This window comes from Lacticaseibacillus zhaodongensis (assembly GCF_009687905.1).
In the GTDB taxonomy this organism is placed as follows: domain Bacteria; phylum Bacillota; class Bacilli; order Lactobacillales; family Lactobacillaceae; genus Lacticaseibacillus; species Lacticaseibacillus zhaodongensis.
In genome coordinates this window covers 252722-272142 of the sequence record NZ_BLBG01000001.1, presented here as the reverse complement: position 1 = coordinate 272142, position 19421 = coordinate 252722, and the positions used below count along the sequence as shown (strand labels likewise).

The 19421-nt window shown below is 51.4% G+C and carries 22 protein-coding genes and 4 tRNA genes; 6 read left to right on the top strand and 20 right to left on the bottom strand.

Annotated features, from left to right (window positions below; genetic code table 11):
- Positions 1 to 165: 165 nt before the first annotated feature.
- From GN107_RS01440 to GN107_RS01415, 6 genes are all read right to left on the bottom strand, one after another.
- Positions 166 to 705 carry an O-acetyl-ADP-ribose deacetylase gene (locus tag GN107_RS01440; RefSeq protein WP_155286011.1) on the bottom strand — a complete coding sequence of 180 codons (540 nt, stop codon included), beginning with the start codon at positions 703 to 705 and terminating at the stop codon, positions 166 to 168.
- Positions 706 to 772: 67 nt separating this feature from the next.
- Positions 773 to 1735, bottom strand: a complete 963-nt coding sequence (gene manA / locus GN107_RS01435) for a mannose-6-phosphate isomerase, class I (RefSeq protein WP_155286012.1) — start codon at positions 1733 to 1735, stop codon at positions 773 to 775.
- Positions 1736 to 1783: 48 nt separating this feature from the next.
- Positions 1784 to 2794: a serine hydrolase domain-containing protein gene (locus GN107_RS01430; protein ID WP_155286280.1), complete on the bottom strand. Its 1011-nt coding sequence runs from the start codon at positions 2792 to 2794 to the stop codon at positions 1784 to 1786.
- Positions 2795 to 2926: 132 nt separating this feature from the next.
- Positions 2927 to 4798, bottom strand: coding sequence for an ABC transporter ATP-binding protein (locus GN107_RS01425; protein ID WP_155286013.1), 1872 nt, complete (start codon positions 4796 to 4798; stop codon positions 2927 to 2929).
- Positions 4798 to 6528 (bottom strand): ABC transporter ATP-binding protein, encoded by a 1731-nt coding sequence (locus tag GN107_RS01420; RefSeq protein ID WP_155286014.1) that lies wholly within the window; start codon positions 6526 to 6528, stop codon positions 4798 to 4800. The genes GN107_RS01425 and GN107_RS01420 overlap by 1 nt, the downstream gene beginning before the upstream one ends.
- Complete coding sequence (locus GN107_RS01415; RefSeq protein ID WP_196246203.1) at positions 6521 to 7168, bottom strand: TetR/AcrR family transcriptional regulator; 648 nt, start codon at positions 7166 to 7168, stop codon at positions 6521 to 6523. Before GN107_RS01415 ends, GN107_RS01420 begins: the two co-directional genes overlap by 8 nt.
- 183 nt (positions 7169 to 7351) lie before the next feature.
- Between GN107_RS01415 and GN107_RS01410 the strand changes: the two genes are divergently transcribed.
- Positions 7352 to 7684, top strand: a complete 333-nt coding sequence (locus GN107_RS01410; RefSeq protein WP_155286016.1) for a hypothetical protein — start codon at positions 7352 to 7354, stop codon at positions 7682 to 7684.
- Positions 7685 to 8014: 330 nt separating this feature from the next.
- Here GN107_RS01410 and GN107_RS01405 read toward each other — a convergent pair.
- Together GN107_RS01405 and GN107_RS01400 are read right to left on the bottom strand one after the other, a co-directional pair.
- A tRNA-Gln gene (locus GN107_RS01405) sits at positions 8015 to 8085 on the bottom strand.
- A gap of 92 nt (positions 8086 to 8177) precedes the next feature.
- Positions 8178 to 8248: transfer RNA gene (locus GN107_RS01400), tRNA-Gln, on the bottom strand.
- Positions 8249 to 8630: 382 nt separating this feature from the next.
- Here GN107_RS01400 and GN107_RS01395 point away from each other — a divergent pair.
- From GN107_RS01395 to GN107_RS01385, 3 genes are all read left to right on the top strand, one after another.
- Positions 8631 to 10061: a C69 family dipeptidase gene (locus GN107_RS01395; RefSeq protein WP_155286017.1), complete on the top strand. Its 1431-nt coding sequence runs from the start codon at positions 8631 to 8633 to the stop codon at positions 10059 to 10061.
- A 91-nt stretch (positions 10062 to 10152) separates the two neighbouring features.
- Entirely contained in the window at positions 10153 to 10458 is a 306-nt protein-coding gene (locus GN107_RS01390; protein WP_155286018.1) for a hypothetical protein, read from the top strand.
- A gap of 67 nt (positions 10459 to 10525) precedes the next feature.
- Positions 10526 to 10597, top strand: a tRNA-Glu gene (locus tag GN107_RS01385).
- 73 nt (positions 10598 to 10670) lie between these two features.
- On the opposite strand, the gene GN107_RS01380 is transcribed toward GN107_RS01385, so the two are convergent.
- Positions 10671 to 12287, bottom strand: a complete 1617-nt coding sequence (locus tag GN107_RS01380) for an ATP-binding cassette domain-containing protein (protein ID WP_155286019.1) — start codon at positions 12285 to 12287, stop codon at positions 10671 to 10673.
- Between the two features lie 335 nt (positions 12288 to 12622).
- Positions 12623 to 12694, bottom strand: a tRNA-Glu gene (locus GN107_RS01375).
- Positions 12695 to 12867: 173 nt separating this feature from the next.
- On the opposite strand from GN107_RS01375, the gene GN107_RS11450 reads away from it, so the two are divergent.
- Positions 12868 to 12996 carry a hypothetical protein gene (locus tag GN107_RS11450; RefSeq protein ID WP_269057678.1) on the top strand — a complete coding sequence of 43 codons (129 nt, stop codon included), beginning with the start codon at positions 12868 to 12870 and terminating at the stop codon, positions 12994 to 12996.
- Positions 12996 to 13304: a hypothetical protein gene (locus GN107_RS01370; RefSeq protein ID WP_155286020.1), complete on the top strand. Its 309-nt coding sequence runs from the start codon at positions 12996 to 12998 to the stop codon at positions 13302 to 13304. Before GN107_RS11450 ends, GN107_RS01370 begins: the two co-directional genes overlap by 1 nt.
- 93 nt (positions 13305 to 13397) lie before the next feature.
- Here GN107_RS01370 and GN107_RS01365 read toward each other — a convergent pair whose 3' ends face one another.
- From GN107_RS01365 to GN107_RS01320, 10 genes are all read right to left on the bottom strand, one after another.
- Positions 13398 to 14375: an aldo/keto reductase gene (locus GN107_RS01365; RefSeq protein WP_155286021.1), complete on the bottom strand. Its 978-nt coding sequence runs from the start codon at positions 14373 to 14375 to the stop codon at positions 13398 to 13400.
- Positions 14376 to 14760: 385 nt separating this feature from the next.
- Positions 14761 to 15312: a hypothetical protein gene (locus GN107_RS01360; RefSeq protein WP_155286022.1), complete on the bottom strand. Its 552-nt coding sequence runs from the start codon at positions 15310 to 15312 to the stop codon at positions 14761 to 14763.
- A gap of 116 nt (positions 15313 to 15428) precedes the next feature.
- Positions 15429 to 15914 carry a hypothetical protein gene (locus GN107_RS01355; RefSeq protein WP_155286023.1) on the bottom strand — a complete coding sequence of 162 codons (486 nt, stop codon included), beginning with the start codon at positions 15912 to 15914 and terminating at the stop codon, positions 15429 to 15431.
- A gap of 135 nt (positions 15915 to 16049) precedes the next feature.
- Positions 16050 to 17120 (bottom strand): GH25 family lysozyme, encoded by a 1071-nt coding sequence (locus tag GN107_RS01350; RefSeq protein ID WP_371863470.1) that lies wholly within the window; start codon positions 17118 to 17120, stop codon positions 16050 to 16052.
- Complete coding sequence (locus GN107_RS01345; protein ID WP_155286025.1) at positions 17098 to 17619, bottom strand: phage holin family protein; 522 nt, start codon at positions 17617 to 17619, stop codon at positions 17098 to 17100. Before GN107_RS01345 ends, GN107_RS01350 begins: the two co-directional genes overlap by 23 nt.
- Positions 17603 to 17941 carry a hypothetical protein gene (locus tag GN107_RS01340; protein ID WP_155286026.1) on the bottom strand — a complete coding sequence of 113 codons (339 nt, stop codon included), beginning with the start codon at positions 17939 to 17941 and terminating at the stop codon, positions 17603 to 17605. Before GN107_RS01340 ends, GN107_RS01345 begins: the two co-directional genes overlap by 17 nt.
- The gene (locus tag GN107_RS01335) at positions 17928 to 18245 is read right to left on the bottom strand and encodes a hypothetical protein (RefSeq protein WP_155286027.1); all 318 of its coding nucleotides are present in this window, start codon (positions 18243 to 18245) and stop codon (positions 17928 to 17930) included. Before GN107_RS01335 ends, GN107_RS01340 begins: the two co-directional genes overlap by 14 nt.
- Positions 18242 to 18691 (bottom strand): hypothetical protein, encoded by a 450-nt coding sequence (locus tag GN107_RS01330; protein WP_155286028.1) that lies wholly within the window; start codon positions 18689 to 18691, stop codon positions 18242 to 18244. Before GN107_RS01330 ends, GN107_RS01335 begins: the two co-directional genes overlap by 4 nt.
- Before the next feature lie 3 nt (positions 18692 to 18694).
- Complete coding sequence (locus GN107_RS01325; RefSeq protein WP_155286029.1) at positions 18695 to 18838, bottom strand: hypothetical protein; 144 nt, start codon at positions 18836 to 18838, stop codon at positions 18695 to 18697.
- A gap of 19 nt (positions 18839 to 18857) precedes the next feature.
- A complete protein-coding gene (locus GN107_RS01320; RefSeq protein WP_155286030.1) occupies positions 18858 to 19376 on the bottom strand; it encodes a hypothetical protein in 519 nt (172 codons plus the stop codon).
- Between the last annotated feature and the right edge of the window lie 45 nt (positions 19377 to 19421).

The window sequence follows — 19421 nt, the reverse complement described above, 5'->3', positions numbered from 1 at the left end:
GAGCCATTTCCACTAGTGCAGCTTACTGCCCATAGTGGAATGGACATCGGAGAGGGAGTTAGCTTCCGTTGCACGTTCTTAGGCCGACTTCGCACCAATTAGCTCCTAGTAAGAAGGGTCCGAAGTCGGCCGGCAGCTCAACATCAACATGTACATCTAGTCGCCTTACTGCACCGCAATCAGTTTAGCAAACGCCGCAACCGTGGCGGCATTCACGTCGACAAATTTAATTTGCTCTAATTGACTGTGCTGCGTGCTGATGAAGCTGGTCACCGCGCTGACCGCCACCGCCGCGGCCAACTGCAACGGAAAGTGATAAACCCCAGCACTAATTGCCGGAATGGCGACACTCTGACAATTGTTAGCGGCGGCCAACCGTAAGCTGTTCGCATAGGACTGCGCGAGGACCACAACCTCATTCTCCTTACCGCCCCGCCAGATTGGCCCGGGGGTATGAATGACAAAACGGGCTGGCAATTTAAAGCCCGGCGTGATGACCGCCTGCCCGCGCGCACAGCCGTTAAACTTGCGACATGCGGCTAACAGTTCGGGGCCAGCCGCGCGGTGAATCGCACCGTCAACACCCCCGCCGCCCAACAAACTTGGATTCGCGGCGTTCACGATTGCGTCAACTGCAAGTTTGGTGATGTCCGCATTTTGCGCGCTTAGCTTAACTATTTGGCCCTGAGCGTCAGTAATTTCCATTTTGAACCTCCCGCAATTCAAAAAAGAAGCCCCGCTTGAGGCTTCTTTTTAAATTAAGCATCAATAATTACTTCTCAGCAGCTGGGGTTGAGGAGACGATATCCAAATCACCTCTCAGGGTCCATTCCTGAACCTGACTTGGCATCAGGAAGTGGTCACCGCGCTTGATGTCGAAGCTCTTGCCATCAGCGGTAATCGTGCCCTTCCCGTCAAGGACGGAGAACAAGGTGTAGTTAGCACCCTTTTGCTGCTGCAAGTCACCCTTGACCTGCAGGTGGTAGACGGAGAAGAAGGGACTGATTGGTGCAGTTACCAGCGTGGTAACTGTGGAATCGCCAACCTGATCAGTCTTGATATCAAGCTTTGGGTCGACGTGCGGCACAGTCGTCACATCAAGCGACTGCTTCAAGTGTAATTCACGCTTGTTGCCATTCTTATCCTTGCGATCGTAATCGTAAAGCCGGTATGTCGTGTCAGAGCTCTGCTGCGTTTCAAGAGCCATGATGCCCTTGTTCAAGGCGTGAATGGTGCCGCTTGGGACGTAAACAAAATCACCGGTCTTGACTGGCACTTTCCGGAGCAAGCCGTCCCAGTCTTCATCGTCCATCATCTGCTTAAGCTCAGCCTTAGTCTTGGCGTTGTGGCCGTAAATCAGGTAGCTACCTGGCTCAGCGGAGATGATGTACCAGCACTCAGTCTTGCCCAGTTCGTGTTCGTGAACTGCGGCGTATTCGTCGTCAGGGTGCACCTGCACGGAGAGGCTGTCCTCAGCGTCCAGAATCTTGGTCAAAAGTGGGAAGACCTTAGCCTTGGGGTTGCCAAAATACTCAGGGTGCTGCGCGTAAGCTTCAGCCAGCGTCAAGCCGGCAAGCGGGCCGTTCTCGATCGTTGCGGGACCGTGTGGGTGCGCAGAAATAGCCCAGCATTCACCGATCTTACCCTCTGGCAAATCATAGCCAAACTGTTCCAGCTTGCGTCCACCCCAGATTTTGGGTTGGAAAAATGGTTTCAAGAAAAATGGCTCTGTCACAATTATCAACTCCTGATCAATTAGTTTTCCACCTGCAATGGTAACACATTATGCGCTTTCAGTGGCCGCTAAATACCGCTGGACGATGATATCCCGCTGCCGCAGAAAATCTGGATGCACATCCGGATGAACCCGGTTTGCCAAGACCACGAGTCCCGACTGGCTTTGCGGATCAATCAAGAAGAAGGTACCGGTATAACCGGTGTGGTAGAGCCATAAACGACCGCTGATTGGCCCGCGGCGCAGGTCAAAACCAATGCTCCGGCCCAAGCCGCCACTGAAATCGCGCTGCAAGTCGGCCGCCCAATCCGCCGGCAGCAAGCTTTGCGGCCGCAGATTGCAGGCGGCTTGGACGAAGCCAACCACCCCATCAAGCTGGGCGAACAGTCCCGCTGCGCCAGAATGTGCACCCAAAATTGCGGCTTTCGGATCGTGAACCAGCCCCTGCCGCAAACCGGCAGTGACAGAATAAGTTGTCGGCACGCACATTTCCACTGGCGGGACAAAGCTAGCGGTGTGCTCGATGCCAAACGCCGGCAGCACTCTGTCACTAATTAAGTCCTGAATCGCTTCGCCGCCATAAACCTTTTCCAGGGCCCAACCCAATAACAACAGGTTAAAGTCCCGGTAGACGACCTTGCGCCCGGCGTCTGGTCCGGCGTGCAGTTGCGTCATGAACGCCTGCCGCAGTTCAGGCGCACTAAGCTCGTCCCGGTGCGGAATGTAACCCTCCAGCCCGGACGTGTGCGTGGCGAGCTGACGAATCGTCACTGTGGGGACACTGAAGTCCGGCAACACCGCAACCAGCGGCTCATCCAGCTGCAGCAGGCCATCTAGTAGTGCCCGCAGCAACAGCGGCGTCGTGCCGATGACCTTAGTCAAGGACGCCAGGTCGTAATAATAGTTGCCTGGCAAGGGTTTACGTTCTGGTAGCCGCTGCAAATCGCCAAAATGCCGTTCCAATACCGAACCATGGTCGATGATTGCGTAACTCACACCCGGTGTGACCTCGGACGTGACCAGATGGTGCAGCCCCTCGTCAACCCGTGCTTGAACCATCGCTAAGTGTGCGTTTACTAGCGCCAAAATATCAGCCTCCATAATTAACTCAATAGGCCCATTTTAACGCAATTTGGCTGCAAAAAAAGCCGCTTCCAAATGCGGAAGTGGCTTCTTCAGCGAACCCAACTTTTAAATGGTGGTGCTACCACTAAACTGACTGTTGTAGAGGTCAGCGTAGAAGCCCTTCTTGGCCATCAAGGTGTCATGGTTCCCAGTTTCAACAATGGAACCGTGGTTCATCACGATGATGTTGTCAGCATCCCGAATCGTTGACAGCCGGTGGGCAACAACGAAACTGGTCCGGTCGGTAAGCAATCGTTCCATCGCGTGCTGAATGTGCAGCTCGGTCCGGGTATCAACGGAACTCGTGGCCTCATCCAGAATCAGGATCTCAGGATCGGCAACGAACGCCCGCGCAATGGTGAGCAGTTGGCGCTGGCCCTGACTGATGTTGCTGGCCTCTTCGTTCAAGACCGTCTGGTAACCATCAGGGAGCTGGCGCACAAAGCTGTCAACGTGGGCTGCCTTGGCCGCGTTCAGGATGTCCTCGTCGGTCGCGTCTTCACGGCCGTACTTGAGGTTATCCCAAATGGTGCCGGTAAACAGCCAGGTATCCTGGAGGACCATCGCGAAGTGGCTCCGCAAATCAGCACGGTCCATATCCATCGTGTTGACCCCGTTCAGGCGAATCTGGCCCCCGCGAACGTCATAGAAACGTTCGAGCAAGTTGATAATGGTCGTCTTGCCGGCACCAGTTGGCCCAACAATCGCAATCATCTGGCCCTTCTTGACGTCTAGATTGTAATCCTTCATCAAGAGGTCGTCGCCATAACCGAACTGGACGTGATCCATTTCGAGTAGGTTATCGGTCTTGGTGACCACAGGCTCGGCGCTCTTTGTGTCCTTCATGTCCTCTTCATCGAGAACTTCGAAGACACGTTCAGCGGACGCAATGGTCGACTGAATGGTGTTAGCGAGGTTGGCAAGCTGGGAAATTGGCTGACTGAACTGCTGCGTGTACTGCAGGAAAGCCTGCACGTTCCCAAGAGTGACGCTACCGTTAGCCACCTGCACCCCGCCAAAGACGGCAACGAAGACGTAGCCGATGTTGTTCAGGAAGGTCATGAGCGGCATGATGATTCCGGAAACGAACTGCGCCTTCCAAGCTGCCTGGTAGTAGCGCTCGTTTTCCTCTTCAAAATGGGAAATTTCATCGTCTTCCTTGTTGAAGGCCTTGATGATGACTTGACCACCATAAGTTTCTTCAACTTGATCGTTAATGAGCCCCAGGGACTTTTGCTGAGCAGCGAAGTAACGTTGTGATTTTGGCGCAACGATTCCGACGATGACTAGGGACAACGGTACGGTAATGACCGCAATCAGGGTCAACTGCCAGGAAATCGAGAGCATCATCCACAAGGTCCCGATGAAGGTCACCGTACTGGTAACCATCTGGGTCAGACTCTGTTGCAAGGTGCTGGCAATATTATCCATATCGTTAACGGCACGGGACATGATGTCACCATTGTTGTGCGTGTCGTAGTACTTGATTGGGACCCGCTGCATTTTGTCCTTCAGTTCCTTGCGCAAGTCGTAAACGGTGACCTGACTGATGCGGGTCATGATGAACTGCTGCAAGAAACTGAACAGGGCACTGGCAAGGTACATCGCAATGACGATGACGATGATGTGTTCGATTTTGTCAAAATTGATCGGGTACTGCGTCATGTGGATGCCAGCCTTTTGTTGCGACTGGCCCTTCATTACGCCCTTAAAGATTTCGGTTGTAGCTTTACCCAAAATCTTTGGTGTCCGAATCTGGAAGATTACGGAAACAATTGCCAGAATGATGACTACCGCAACCCCGAGCAGCCGGGAGTGCATGTACCGCAACAAGCGGGCGGTTGTGTGCCAAAAGTTCTTCGGCTTTTCAACGACGCCACCGCGCATCCCGGGGCCGTGACCGCCAGTTGCTGGCCGCCGTGTTTTACTTTCAGCCATTAGTCTTCATCCCCTTTGCGAATCTGTGACTCAACGATTTCTCGGTAGGTATCATTGTTTGCTTTCAGTTCAGCATGTTTGCCTAAACCAACCATCTTGCCTTCATCAAGCACGACGATCTGGTCCGCGTCGGCAACGGTCGAAACCCGCTGCCCAACAATGACAACAATCCGGGAACTGATCATCTCGTCTTCCTTCAGGGCTGCCCGCAATTCAGCGTCAGTCTTGAAGTCCAGTGCGGAGAATGAATCATCGAAGACGTAGATGGAGGCGTCCTTAACGAGCGCCCGCGCAATCGCCAGCCGCTGCTTTTGCCCACCGGAGAAGTTATCCCCGCCCTGTTCAACAGGGTAATCAAGGCCATTGCCACCAGCTTCGATAAAGTCCTTAGCTTGGGCAACTTCGAGGGCGTGCCAAATCTGCTCATCAGTGGCGTTGTCGTTGGCGTAACGCATGTTGTCGCGCACGGTCCCGGCAAACAGTACGGCCTTCTGGGGAACAAAGGCAACGTGATCACGCAGATCCTTCATGTTCAACTTGCGCACGTCGATGCCGTTAACACTGACGCTACCCTTTTCCACATCGTAGAATCGTGGAATCAGGTTAACCAAGGTCGACTTACCGGATCCAGTTCCACCAATGATGGCCAGCGTCTCGCCGGCTTTCACCTTGAAGTCAAGCCCGGTCAGAGCCGGATTCTCGGCGTGCTTGTAGCGGAAATCAACGTGATCAAAATGCAGTTCAGGTTGCGTTTCCTTCAAGCTAACCGTTTCGTCTTGGTTCTTGATGGTCGTCGTCTGATCGAGGACCGCATTGATCCGGACTGCTGAAGCTTGGGCCCGGGGAACGAAGACGAAAATCATCGCGAGCATCATGAAGCTCATCAGAATCTGCATCGCGTAGGTCATGAAGGCAATCATGTTCCCGGTGTTCATCGCTTGCTGAGCAATGAGGTGACCGCCCCACCAGGTGATCCCGATGTTGGTCCCGCTCATGATCAGGGTCATGACTGGCAACATTACCGCCATGATGGAGAAAACCTTCACGGCGTTGTTAGTGTAATCCTTGTTGACGCCGTCGAAGCGGTCCTGTTCGAACTGGTCCTGACGGAAGGCCCGGATCACCCGGACCCCGGTCAAACCTTCACGGAAAACCAGGTTGATGTTATCAGTCTTTTGCTGCATCGCGCGGAACAGTGGCACTGCGAAGAACATCACAATGCCCATCAGAACCATCATGATTGGAATGACGATAATGAAAATCATCGTCAAGGTGTGGTTCTTCTGGTACGCGAGGAAACTAGCGCCGACCAGCATGATTGGTGCCATGATCATCATCCGCAGAAACATCATCACAACGTTTTGAATCTGCACAACGTCGTTGGTAGTCCGGGTGATCAGACTACTGGTCCCCACTTGATCCATTTCATCGTGGGAATAGTTGATTACTTTCCGGTAGATGTCCTTCCGCAAGTTAGAGCCCAAGCGTTGGGACACTTTTGCGGCAAGCAGGACGTTGCAAACGGATGCGAGCACACTGATCAGTGCGAAGATGGCCATTTTGCCACCCACCCGCCAAATGTAGGCAATGTTCCCGGTTGTAACACCATTATTAACGATATCAGAAGTTAAGTTTGGCAGGTACAGACTACTAATAACCTGCACAATCATAAAAAATACTGAGCCGACAATTGCCCAAACGGACATGCGGCCCTTTGCTACTTTAATCATGGCGGCCTCCTTGGTTTTTAGCAACACCGTTCTCTAGCCAATCGAGAGAGGTGCTCATGGTCCGCTTGGCTTCCGCAACATCCATCGGGTGTCCGGAGCGAGCGGCGAAATAAAACTTGCTGACTATTTGCATGAGGATTCCCATCGCCATGTGGACAAATAAGGCGAGCTCCCGTTCATTATTAATGCGCAAGTTGCTGAAATCAACGTTGTCCATTAAAAATGTGCGCAGGTCGTGCTGGTGGTTTTTCTTCGTTCCGAGTGACACACTTGAAGCTGAACGATAATCCATATATATGAAGATATTTTGAAACAGCTGGCTCTGCTGGCCCTCAAGTGACCGATCCAACGCGTAATTGATGAATTCACGCAGACTGGGAATCAAAGCCCCTTTATTCCGCAAAACTATCTCCCGAAAACGTGAGCCTAATTCTGCGCCCAGATTGGCTAGCATATACTGAAAGATGTCTTCCTTGTCTTCAAAATACTGATAGAAGCTGCCCCGCGGAATTTCTGCAATCTGAATGATGTTAGAAATTGACGCCTTGGCAAACGGTGCTCTGGTGAATTCCTTCATCGCAGCATTCATCAAGCGCTGCTTCTTTTCTTCTGGTAAGTGGAAGTACGTTGCTTTCGGCATGCCGACTCTCCTTTCGCCCAAGTATTCATGACGCTGTGTCATGTGACAACTTGTCATTATACTCTTAGTAAGTAAATCGTCAATGCCCTAGCACCATTTTCTGTAAGTAAATCCAGTAGTGAATACCACCGGCATGCCGGACGTGCTATGATGAAAGCATCTAATTATGCGGAGGTGCTGGCAATGCAAATAACCAGCTTAGTCATGGACATGCTTCACTACTTGCAAGAACGGCCAGCAAGTTACACCCTGGGACGCGATATGTATCAAAATGAGGTCACCTTCTTCGTCAGTGACAACATTATTTTCCCGGGTCACAAGGAACTGTTTCCAGAAAATCGTTTGCACGCTACCCGTTTGGCCGCGACGTTCAAAACTGACGCCCCTGACCTGGTGCGCTGGCTGGCTAAATTGATCAGTCCTGACAAAGCCATCCCCGAACCAAAGGAGATTTGGTTCACTGGAAGCTACATGCCGCAAATGCACCACTGGTTGATTCAAATTTCGTTTGAATAATGAGCATCTATTGCAATAGTGGACCACAATGCGGTCAGCTCCTGAGCATTAGAAAGAAAACACTGTATTTCCGAACTTTGGGAATACAGTGTTTTCTTAGCTAAGCGCAAGGAGGTGCATTGTGGGCCACGTTTACAGGCCGACTCCTCACCATAATTACGAACGGTCAGGAGTCGGCCGGCAGCGATGGTAGTTAGTCACTGCGAAGCCACTCATTGTTCTCAATCCTTTTATTATCCACAGTGGACAACACGTCATGCGGGCGACCGCGGATCGGCGACCAAGAAATTGGGGTAAAAAAAAACGGAGCGCCTGCTCCGTTTACACTGATTGGGTATCTAGGGATCGAACCTAGGATTATGGATTCAGAGTCCATTGCGTTACCACTTCGCTAATACCCAATAAAAAATATTCATTTGAAGAACAAAAGCAATTATATTGTGAAACCATATACTTGTCAAGCGATACATATCACTATTCCACCACTTGGCAATTGGGTATCTAGGGATCGAACCTAGGATTATGGATTCAGAGTCCATTGCGTTACCACTTCGCTAATACCCAATAACATTGCTCGTCCTTAATCAAGAACGAATATTACTATACCGGCTTTCGCAGCCCTTGTCAACGGGTCGTATTAAAATGCCACAACTTTTTTGAACGGGCAAAGACACACACTTCTGCTAACAGGCACGGCCCGCTTGCCAAGCATCTAATCGCTGCAAATAATCAACTGCATTGAGGGACCGCGGATCTGCCAGTTTACATCGAATTAGCTTTTATAGGCGTTCGGGTTTAGAATTTACTTAAGAATGTGTTGAACGTGTCCGTAGCGGATGCTTCAACACTTAATTGTCTGTACCACCGTAACATATCGTTTTGGATTGGGTTTGACGGCTGAGCGCATTGCCCAGCTGCCACCTGCAATGGAAAGGATCGGTATTCGATGAACTACGAATCTGCTTGCACCTCGATTCTGGTCGGCAAAAAAGCTAGCCTGACCGGTAACACCATGATCGCCCGTAACGACGACACGTTCCTGCCCCTCACCCCCCAGCGCTTCTACATGCACCCCGCTTGGAAGGGTGAAAAGGGCCTGCACCTGAAGTCCCCACTCAACGGTTTCGAAGCCGACCTGCCAGAAAATGGCTACCGTTACAACGCGGTGCCAAACGTGGACCGCGAGCACCTGGGTGATTACGAGGAAAGCGGCATTAACGAAAAGAACGTCGCGATGAGTGCTACCGAGAGTACTTACGGCAACGAGCGCACCCTCGCTTTTGACCCCCTCGTTAAGGACGGGCTCGATGAAGACCTCATCGTCAACATGACCCTCCCCTTCATTGAATCCGCCCGCCACGGGGTTGAGTACCTCGGCCAGCTGATCAAGCAGTACGGTTCACCCGCTGGTAACTCCGTCTTGTTCTCCGACAAGGACAACGTGTGGTACATGGAAATCGTTACTGGTCACCACTGGGTTGCGCAGCGCATCCCCGATGATGCTTACGCGGTTGCGGCTAACCAGGTTGCGATTCAACAAGTCGACTTTACCGACACCGATAATTTTGCTTGGAGCGAAGGCATTCAGGAATTCGTTGCTGAGCACAAGCTCAACCCCGACCAGAGCGGCTGGAACTTCCGCCACATCTTCGGGACGATGAACGAAAAGGACCGCCACTACAACACGCCCCGGGTTTGGTACGCGCACCATATTCTGAACCCCGAGACGCCTGAAGAGCCTGAATCAGCTGAACTCCCATTCATCATGCGCACCAGCCACCGCATCAGCGTTGAGGATATTGCACAGATTCTCGGCAGCCACTACAACGAAACTCGCTTCGACCCATTCGGCCACGGCGATGACAAGGACCGCCTGCGTTACCGGCCAATCGGGCTCAACCGGACCCAGAATTCCCACGTGCTCGAAGTGCGTGATAACGTCCAGGAAGGTCTCGAAGGCATTATGTGGCTCTGCTTGGGTTACCCTGAGTTCAGTCCTTACGTACCGTTCTACACGAACGCAACGGACACGGACCCGAGTTACAGCACCACGCCCCTCAAGATGGATGTAGACGCCGACTCCGCATACTGGCTGCACCGCACTAACTCCATGCTCGTTGAGAGTCACTACAGCAAGTTCGTGCAGGGCAACCGCGATTACCTCACCGAACTCTACCGGCGTTACCGCAAGTTCGTCTACGACACGGACAACGGTGCCAGCGAGCTGAGCGGCAAGGACCTCACCAAGTACCTGACCGAAGCCAACTACAAAGTCGTTGCGATGACCAAGGCTGCGACTAAGGACCAGATCAACCAGATGATCATGGAAGGTATCAACCTCTCCCGCCTGACCTTCGACATGGACAAGAATCTCTAAGACTTGCGCCTGATTTTTTCGGCAAAATGAATATCGTATAATGGTGTTGGGCAAGTAACCCAACACCATTTTTTATACAAGGAGATAAGCCATGTCAATTATTGCCATCTTAATCGATATCATCACGACTGGCGCCTATTTTTTCCAGGCCCAGAGTTCAATGGCCCGGCCCCTGCTGATGGTCGGCACCGGCTTCCAGATCCTAATGACCCTCGTACTGCTAGTAATGTGCTTCAGCTACCAAGGCCGGCGCCGGCACCGTTACTGGACCGATACTTACCACCCCTTCACCTTCCGTTTCGGCATCATCGCGCTCTCCTTTGTCGTTAACGCGTTAGTCGCCGTACTCTACGTATTCAACATTATGGGTATCAATTCCGTAATTTTTAGCCGCTAATCACAACGCCAAGACCTGTTGACAATCCAGGCAATTCCCGTATAATTAATGTACGGTTAATTGTTAGTGCCCGTTGGTCAAGGGGTTAAGACGTCGCGTTCTCAGCGCGAAAACATGGGTTCGAATCCCATACGGGTGATCAATGCAAAAACACGCCGACGAATTTTCGTCAGCGTGTTTTTTTATGTTCCATTATGCCAATCTTATGACCACTAACTGGCAGCCGCTGGAGTCAGGTTAACGACGCGGTCAAAACTATTCAGCATGGTTTGGTCCGCTGAGTGGGTCACGAACAAGATGGTCGTGTCCTTGAGTTTTAGCAGTAGGTTGACGAAGCTACGCGCATTGGCGGTATCAAGCGCGGAAGTCCCCTCATCGACCAGCAGTATGTGTTTATGCCGCGCGAGCACCCGCGACAGCGCCAGCCGCTGCTGCTCCCCACCGGACAATTGCGTGTCCTTATTAATCGGCGTATCGATCCCCGCGCCTAAGGATTGAACCCGGTCTTCCAGGTTGACTGCCTGCAAAATTTTCTGCACATCCTCGGTCGTGAGCTTTTGCCCCAGACTAACGTTCTCGCGTACGCTGGCGTCAAATATCGTCGGTGCTTGAGGGACCATGTCCACGATGGTCGCAATTTGATCCGGACTAAGTTGGGTAACATCTTGGCCGGCAATTGTCACACTACCACTGGCTGGCTGCACCACCCCCGCGAGCACCTTGAGCAGGGTCGTTTTGCCCGAACCACTGGCGCCAAGAATGGCCACCTTTTCGCCCGCAGCAACACGCAAATCAGGATAGTTGATGCGGGGCTGCCCGGTAAAACGGACCGTTAACCCGCTGCACTGAATCGTTGCATCATCAGGTACAACAAGTGGCTTTGGGGATGCATTACCAGCGGCCTGGGCAGCGGCAACACGATTCTGGGCCTTCGTGAGCAAACTGCGCCCCGAGTTGACTAGAGCCATACTGTTCGCCATTGCACCCAGCGCACTGAATGACTGGCTCGCCAAGTTACCCACACTGATGACAACCCCTAATTTGACCTGACCATTGAAAGCCAAGATGCCGGCAAGAATCAACATCAGGGTTTGCGACAACATATTTTGACTCAAAACAAGTGCCGACACCAACTGGTTGGTTCGTGTCTGTTTAACGTTACTAGTCTCAATTTCTTTGGACGTTCCGCAAATGCGCTGCCAGGTCCGGTTAATGTTGTTCGCCCAGAACAAATCATTCAGCCCGGTCAGCCAGTTCTTGAAATCATGCGTATACCGGGCGTTAGCAACGGAAATGGCGTCAGTGGACTTGAGCAGAGCCGGTTTGGCGAGCTTAGGAATCAGGAACATCGCCACCGCGAGCACAATTGCCAGCACGGCTAGTGACCAGTGAAACACGAAGAGGCCAATGCTGGCAAATATAGCGTTCAAAGCCGTTAAGTAAACCCCAATGTAGCCAGTAAAACTGGTTTGGTTGATCAGATTCAGGTCGTTGGTCGTTGCGTTCAAACCGTCCGTCACGTTGACATCACTAAAAGGAACATAATCACGGCTTGCCGTTGTCACGTACGCCGCCCGGGCCTGGTGCAGGAATTCCTGCGTGCTTTTTGCGTAGAGCACGTGGCCAATGTACATCCCCACCGAGCCGCCAAAGAAGCACACAGCAGCCAAAAGTGAATCCAGCAAAAACAGGCGCAGGTGCCTTGCCACTATCGCGTTAATTGCCGCCGCAATGGCAAACGCACTGAGTGTCTCCCCACCGGGACCTGCTGCAAGCACGAGCAGGATCACCAAAGTGCGTAGTTTACTTTGAGCCAGAATCTTCCCCATATGTAGCACCTCTTTAAAGCAAACGGCTGATAGCACAAAGAGCCTGTGCCAAAGTATTAGCCTGACATTCGCTACCTTCTAGCTATGTGCGATTCACATTTAATATTTGCCACTAACAGTACACCATTTCTTAATCTTTAGCCAATGATTAACTAGTAGTTTTTAACTGTCAATTAATATTAACCAGATCAGGATTACCCAGTCAGCTACATTGGATTTCTTTTGGATAGCATCGAGTTCGCACCTGGTACTACCACCACTTTTGGAACTGTATTGCCCAAACTTTATAAAAATGCACAAAAAAAGTGCTAAACCCTGCTGGTTTAGCACCATGATCACCCGTATGGGAATCGAACCCATGTTTTCGCGCTGAGAACGCGACGTCTTAACCCCTTGACCAACGGGCAATAAACTTTTTAAGCACAAGAAACATTCTACAGGAATTCAGCCCAGTGTCAAGCCCCGAATTCACTGTCAGCCACTAACTTCCGTAATTACCCCCAGTAAATACGCTGGATTGAACGACAAGCTGTCACAACTGCGTTAGAATTGGGCTATCAAAACAAAGGAGAACCCGCTCATGGCAAAAAAGACTATGGTATTAGGCATCATTGCGACCAGCGCCGCCGGAACCGCACTGGTAGCAAGTGCGCTGGCACTTGCTAGTGGCATCCTCACCATCATCCAGGGCAGCAAGTACGAAGACTAATGGCAATCTTAGTTAAAATTATCATTATGCTCTATGGTTTAAGTGGAGTCGCTGCCGGAATCATGGATTACCGCGAGCGGCAAGCAAAAAGCGTACTATTATTTGCTCTGGCAGGCGTAATTATCGCGTTCGCCCCGCTCATCCCGGACTTTATCACCGCTAGAGCGATTTTAATTCTCGGGCTTGTCGCCGTTGCCGCGCTAGCATTTTGGAACGGAACAAACGCCAAACAGGTCCACCTCGGGCACCATGTCACCCGCTTAATTGTGACCTTAGCGCTGATTGCCGCCTTCACTGCCTGGCACTAAGGGCGGCTGATGCTTGAATACACCACTGATTGCTACATTATGTACAAAACAAGCAGGCTTCTCACCCACGTGAGCAACCTGCTTGTTTTTGTTTTACCACAGATATTCAACTGGATTCTTGATGTATTCATCATAAACATCCTGCACGATACCCATCTGTTCGTGGGTTAATGCTGGCAGCGCAGCGGCGTCCGTGTTGCGCGTAATCTGGTTCGGATTACTTGCACCTGGAATCACGGCAGAGACTGCATCGTACATCAAAATGTAGCGGAGGGCGATTGCGGCCAAATTATCGGTTTTGAGCCGCTTCTTCAGCTCTTGCGCAGCCTTGACCCCGGTCAGGTAATCGACGCCGGAGAATGTTTCACCCTTGTCAAAGAGCTCACCGTGGCGGTTATTGCTGCGTTGGTCAGTCGGGGCAAACTTGGTGTCCGCGGTGAACTTGCCGGACAGCAAGCCAGATGCGAGTGGAACCCGGGCCAGAATCCCAACGTTATGCGCTTTAGCCTGCTCAAAGAACAAGCGGGCAGGACGCAGGCGGAACATGTTGAAGATAATTTCAACGGTCGAGACGCCGTAATCCAAGGCCTTCAAGCCCTCTTCAACCCGCTCAACGGAGACACCGTAGTTGCGGATTTTACCGGCCTGTTTGAGTTGGTCCAAGTGGGCAAAAATCTCGGGATCATAGTACGCGGGCATTGGCGGGCAGTGCAGCAGAACGAGATCGAGCGCATCCGTCTGCATGTTATTCAGCGACGCGTCAACGTAGCGGTCCAGAGCAGCCGGCTGGAAATGCGCGATGGACAACTCGGGGTCCTTCCGCCCAATTTTGGTCGTGTAGTGCACGTCGGGGTGCTTCTTCACGAAGGCCCCAACCGTGCGCTCACTGGCGCCATCCTGGTAGCCGTCAGCGGTATCGAAAAAGTTCACACCCTCCTCATACGCAGCTGCCAGGGTCGCGTCAGCAACCTGCTGGTCAAAGGGTGCGCCCCACTTGCCGCCGAGCTGCCACGTGCCCAGCGAAACCTCACTGATATTAAAACCAGTCTTACCTAATTGCCGATAGATCATATTTGGACTCCTTTTTTAATCATTCTCGCTTTCAGCATAACACAAGCAACATGAATTAATTGATTGCACATCCCCGGCAGCGCATAAAAAATGACCGTCCGCTTCGACTAATGCCGAAACGAGCGGTCACTTTTTTACTCAGGATTGAACAATCACGCGGTAATTACAGGCGTGAGTTGAGTTCCTTGGTCTTCTCTTCGTAGCCAGGACGGCCAAGAAGAGCGAACATGTTGGACTTGTATACAAGGGGTATTTCATAAATATCGTCAGGTAACAAATGCCTCAGCAACGGCGTTTATCGTAGCATCTGACATTTTATCAATACCAGCCGTTTACCGGCGTCTATACTTTTTTCTTTACTGTGGGTTTTACCAATTTTGCGGAGCTACAGCTCGTCAAACTCCCTGAGCGGGTCGTACTGTCCTTCACCTGCCCAGGCAGTCAATAATTCCCCGTCCGGCCATCCCGCCCGACTATTTTCGAGTGCTTTGGCTAGGGCCAACATCTTCTGCTGATTTTCCTTAGCAAGTAAGTCTACCTCGTCCTGTTGTACAGCAATCTTCTCACTAATCACTTGTGCTTCAGCATAGCGTCCTTGCGACCTCAAGTCTAGGTAAAGGTGCATTAGAGCAATGGCACGCGTATCTGCCTTGCAACATTGCTCAGAACTGCCAACAAGCTGCTTGACGTGCTCCTTTCCGCCCGCAATAAGGGCTGCCTCATTCATGTCGGTAAACCGATAGTGTAGTTCTACTTCGATTGTCCGCCATGCACTGAGACGGCCAGCGATATAGCCCTCGTTAAACTCTTTGCTCTTAGCGCTGTCTGGTACCTTTGTGGTGCGTTTAAGTGCATCAATCCTTACTTGGACTGCTGTCCGGTCACAAATCAACTGCTGAAAAGTCTGTGTCATCCATTCTGCTGAACGTTTGTCCATGTCTGTTCCTCCTATATGAATACCATTTTTTGTGTGCTACTCATATAGGATTCGCAAACGGATGCAGATTTGCACAATTCAAAAAAGGTCTGTCCAAAACGGACAGGCCTTAATTGTTATATGGCCTTTTTGACTGCCTTCCAGTACGCCGCTCTGTTATCAGCATCCTGCTCGTATATATACGCCTTGTTGAATTTATTGGTCACATACTTATCCATCATTGCTCTGGTCAGGAGGCTTGCCGCCGATTGTCGGTCGGGAACGTGTTGTTCGAATGCCTGCATGCGATTATTGACGTCACGAATGCCAGCAAGGTAGCCCTTTGTTACTAGTGGCTCATCGGTCCACTCCGAGCCTTTTCTGATTTTGTCAGCCAACACTTTGTGCAAAGCGTAGTAACGCGTGTCTGGCTTGCTACGATGAAAGAGCTTGTTCAACGAAGTGATCGGATGCTTTGGAAAATCATGTATTTCTCGCAATGCAGTTCTAGCATCTCCATCTTCCATTCCAATGCTCGGTGTGTCTGGATGCGTTGAAGCCAGTGCCATATATAGTCCGTATGCTTCGCCCAGGTGGTATGAGCGCAACCGTTCGTCATTCATTTTGCATGGCCTCCATTACTCATTTGACACAATTTTATACCACTATAGTAAGAGATGTGCTGAATCGTGGTTTCATTTGAGCACAAAAAAATAGCCCACCCGCCGAAGCGAGTGAGCTGTTCTTTCTGTATTAAATTAGAGGAGCACGCGAAAATCAGACGCACTGCCAGATTCGCCGCCGCCGAGATCAACACGGCCATCTTTCAGGCCAAATGCTTTCCACTTGCCCGCTTCGAGAGTGACGGTCGAGCCGTCCTTCTTCGTCTTTAGCACTGGCTTGGCGTTGTAGACCGCGTTCTGGCCGCCAGACGGCAGCGGATTAAAGTTGCAATTCAAGTTGCCCGTTGCGGCCCACTGGCTGCCCAGGTCAACTACCCCATCCCGCAATTCAAAAATGCGGTATGCCTTGCCTTTCTGGATTCGATGGAACTTGGTGCGCATAGCCACGTCTTTATAGGTGTCAGCATCCTCGTATGGATACGCGACCCCCACATAATCGACAGGCCACAAACTGCGCTTCTGCATTTCTTCATCTTCCTTCTTCACAGGTTTCTTAGCTGGCAGCTTGATTGCTGTTGGCTTTTTAGTGTAGCCATTGAGCGTGATACCGGTCAGATCAACATTGCCATCGAGGCCGCCCTCACGCCCGTACTTGTTGGTGAACTGCCAGATGCCAATGCCCTCTAATGAAGGGAAGTAGTTGAAATCTGGCGTCAGGACTGGCCTCAAATATGGATATGATGCAATCCACAGCTTGTCTTTACCAAACTCACGAACTAAGGCAGCTGAGTCAACGTAAAGCTGGGTGTACGGCTTGTACGAATAATACATCGGTGTATATCCAGCTTGCTTGATACGCCGCATGCCGTAAGCAATCGCCGCCGTGTTAGCCGCTTTGCTATGTGAGGCACCGGCCTCGTAATCAATCGCGACAATTGCACCTTTGGGTAAGCCAATGTGCGGCAAAAAGGTGTCCATGACTTGCTTGGCAATAGTCTGCGAACCACCAAACTGGCCCCAGATATAGGCGTGTGCGTGTTTGCCCTTGGCTAAAGCGTTGCGCACCTGGCTGGCATAGGTGGGCTGCCAATACATCCGGCCGTTATAACCACCAATCTGTGCAATCAAAAAGGTGTCAGAAGCCTGGCCGTACATGCCGAGGCTGCCCTGGTATACTGCGTTATCAGTTCCCTGCGTTCTGGTCACTCTCATCACCTCCAAAATGTAGGTGCTTGGCTGTATCTTCCGGTGCTGACTGCGGAGCTGATACTGCCGGAGCCACGGCCGTCTTGGTCATTGGCTTGTATACCTTGACCTGGTCTGCTGCTGGCGCCGTCTGCATTGGTGACACGGGTGTTTCAATCACACCTGACTGGCTGTGCTCCTGGTGCATCTTATCCGCTGCCGTCTCAATCGCGCCGGAGATGAGCTCTGGATCGGCTTTGAGGCCCTTCTTACCGAGCGCATGAGTAACAATTTCCATAGCAGTGTTTTTACGGTCCGTATTGCTGAGCGGTTTCTTATCAGTCGCAGCGGGCTCGACTTCATGCACCGCCATCTCCGCAAACTTTTCCAGGTTGCTGATGAACGCCTTCTGCTTGACAGTTTTAGCTTGTGCATACAGATAGTCAAAGGCCACCGGAATCAGTGGCACTACAACAACCGTCAGAAAATCGCGGAGGATGCTGCTAAGCTGCTGGCTCATTTGCACTCACCTCCCCCGGCTGGGAGGGAGCCGTATTCTCTGGCTGTGCTGGAGCTGCATGCTGCGCAGGTGCTGGTGCGACTGGTGTTGCTGGTTTGCCGTCCTGTGGTGCATCTTTATCAGCGTCTGCATCAGCTGGTTTATCGGGCAAGGTGTCATCATTATCCAGTTTGTCGATTACTGGTGCAGTGCGTGCCTGGGTGTAGACCGCGTAGGCTTCGGTTACCTTGGCCTTTAACGCGGGTTCCACCATGTCTAAAGTTGCACGACCTTCGAGAACGTCAGCAGTGCGCATTGCGACTAGAATACTAGTCATCTCCATATTTAATACCTTCCTTTTCTAGTAACTGGGTGAGCTGGTCAATCTTTGCATTGAGATCATGTACCGAAATACGTAGCTTCCCGTTTTCTTCCTGCATTTTTAAGAGCTGGTCGGACAAGTGACTCCGCTCTTTTTGGAGGTCACCAATCTTTTCGAGCAGCTCAGGCAGTTGCTGAGCATAAATGCCCTCAGTGCTTGCAGCTGCGTTTTTATCTGTGGTCTTTAAATCCGTCTTTGCGGAAACCATGGCTACGGTCACGGCTACCACAGCAGATATCAGGCCGCTAAAAAGAGCTGTGCTCACTTGCGGCCTCCTTTCCGTTTCCGATGTGGATGTGGGTGCTGACTAGTCTCATCAAATAGCAGCAGCACAATGATGCGAAGCATGATAATGCCGAAAAAAATAGTGCTCATACCAATGACCGGCGGATGCGGGTCGTTAAGGTCGCGCACTAACATCAATCCAAAATAAAAGCCCCACAAACCTATTAGTAAGTAGGCTGTCGGGCGGTTGCGATCAGGCAACACATCAAACAAGTTATTAACGATGGTAAACCCACCAAGCAAAATCCAAATGACCGCCGGAAACCAATCGTCAAGGCCGCCGATAGGAATGTGGCCCGGAACGAATCCATTGACGCTGTTGCGGCAGGCCAGAAAGTACACGCCGACGACGAGCGTCTCAAGTCCAATAAAAATCCAACTATGATTGGCTTTAAGCTTAGCCAGTAATCGACGTATCTCTTTCATAGGCTAGGCCGCTGGTGCTTGCTTGGCTGCAGCAACTTCCGCGATACGAGCATCGACAACTGATTGAGCAATCAGACCGGCGTCCGCAAATGTCTGCAGGTCGTCTTTGCTGTAAATTGAGTCGTAGTATTCTACAAAGCTATCCATAATGTCTTATCCTCCTAAATTAAGCCTGAGTTGCGTCGGTGTTTTGTGCTGGAGCAGTCTGGCCAGTAGATGCCGCTGTATCGCCGTTTGTAGGTGCTACAGGTGTGGAATTTGCTGTCTGAGATGAGCTGTCAGCTGCAGGCTGAGCACTATCAGTTGATGGAGTGGTCGTCGTTGCATCTGAGGCGTCCGGCTTTTGTGCCTCATCTGCTGGCTTGAGTGACTTGGCGACAGCAAGTCCGATACTTGCGAGTTGCTGCTTGGTTGCAGCTGTCTGAGTTGCAAAACTCTTAGCAAGTTGAGCCATCTGCAGAACGATCGGGTCAGCACCACTTGGTACATAAGTCTGAGTAGCCCAATTAAATTTCAAAGCCTTACCAGCCGCGAGCTGTTCCTGGGTTGGAGCCACGTCGGTAAAGGTGACCGGGTAATCCTTAACGTTCGTTGGTACGAGGACTGGAAAATAAAAATTACCAGCATCATCTACTGGTGCGGTGCTGATCTGGTACATCGTCTTCATTGGTTGTGCGTCTGTCATTTAAATCTTCCTTTCTATTGCCGTGTTACGATACCTGCAGGCTGC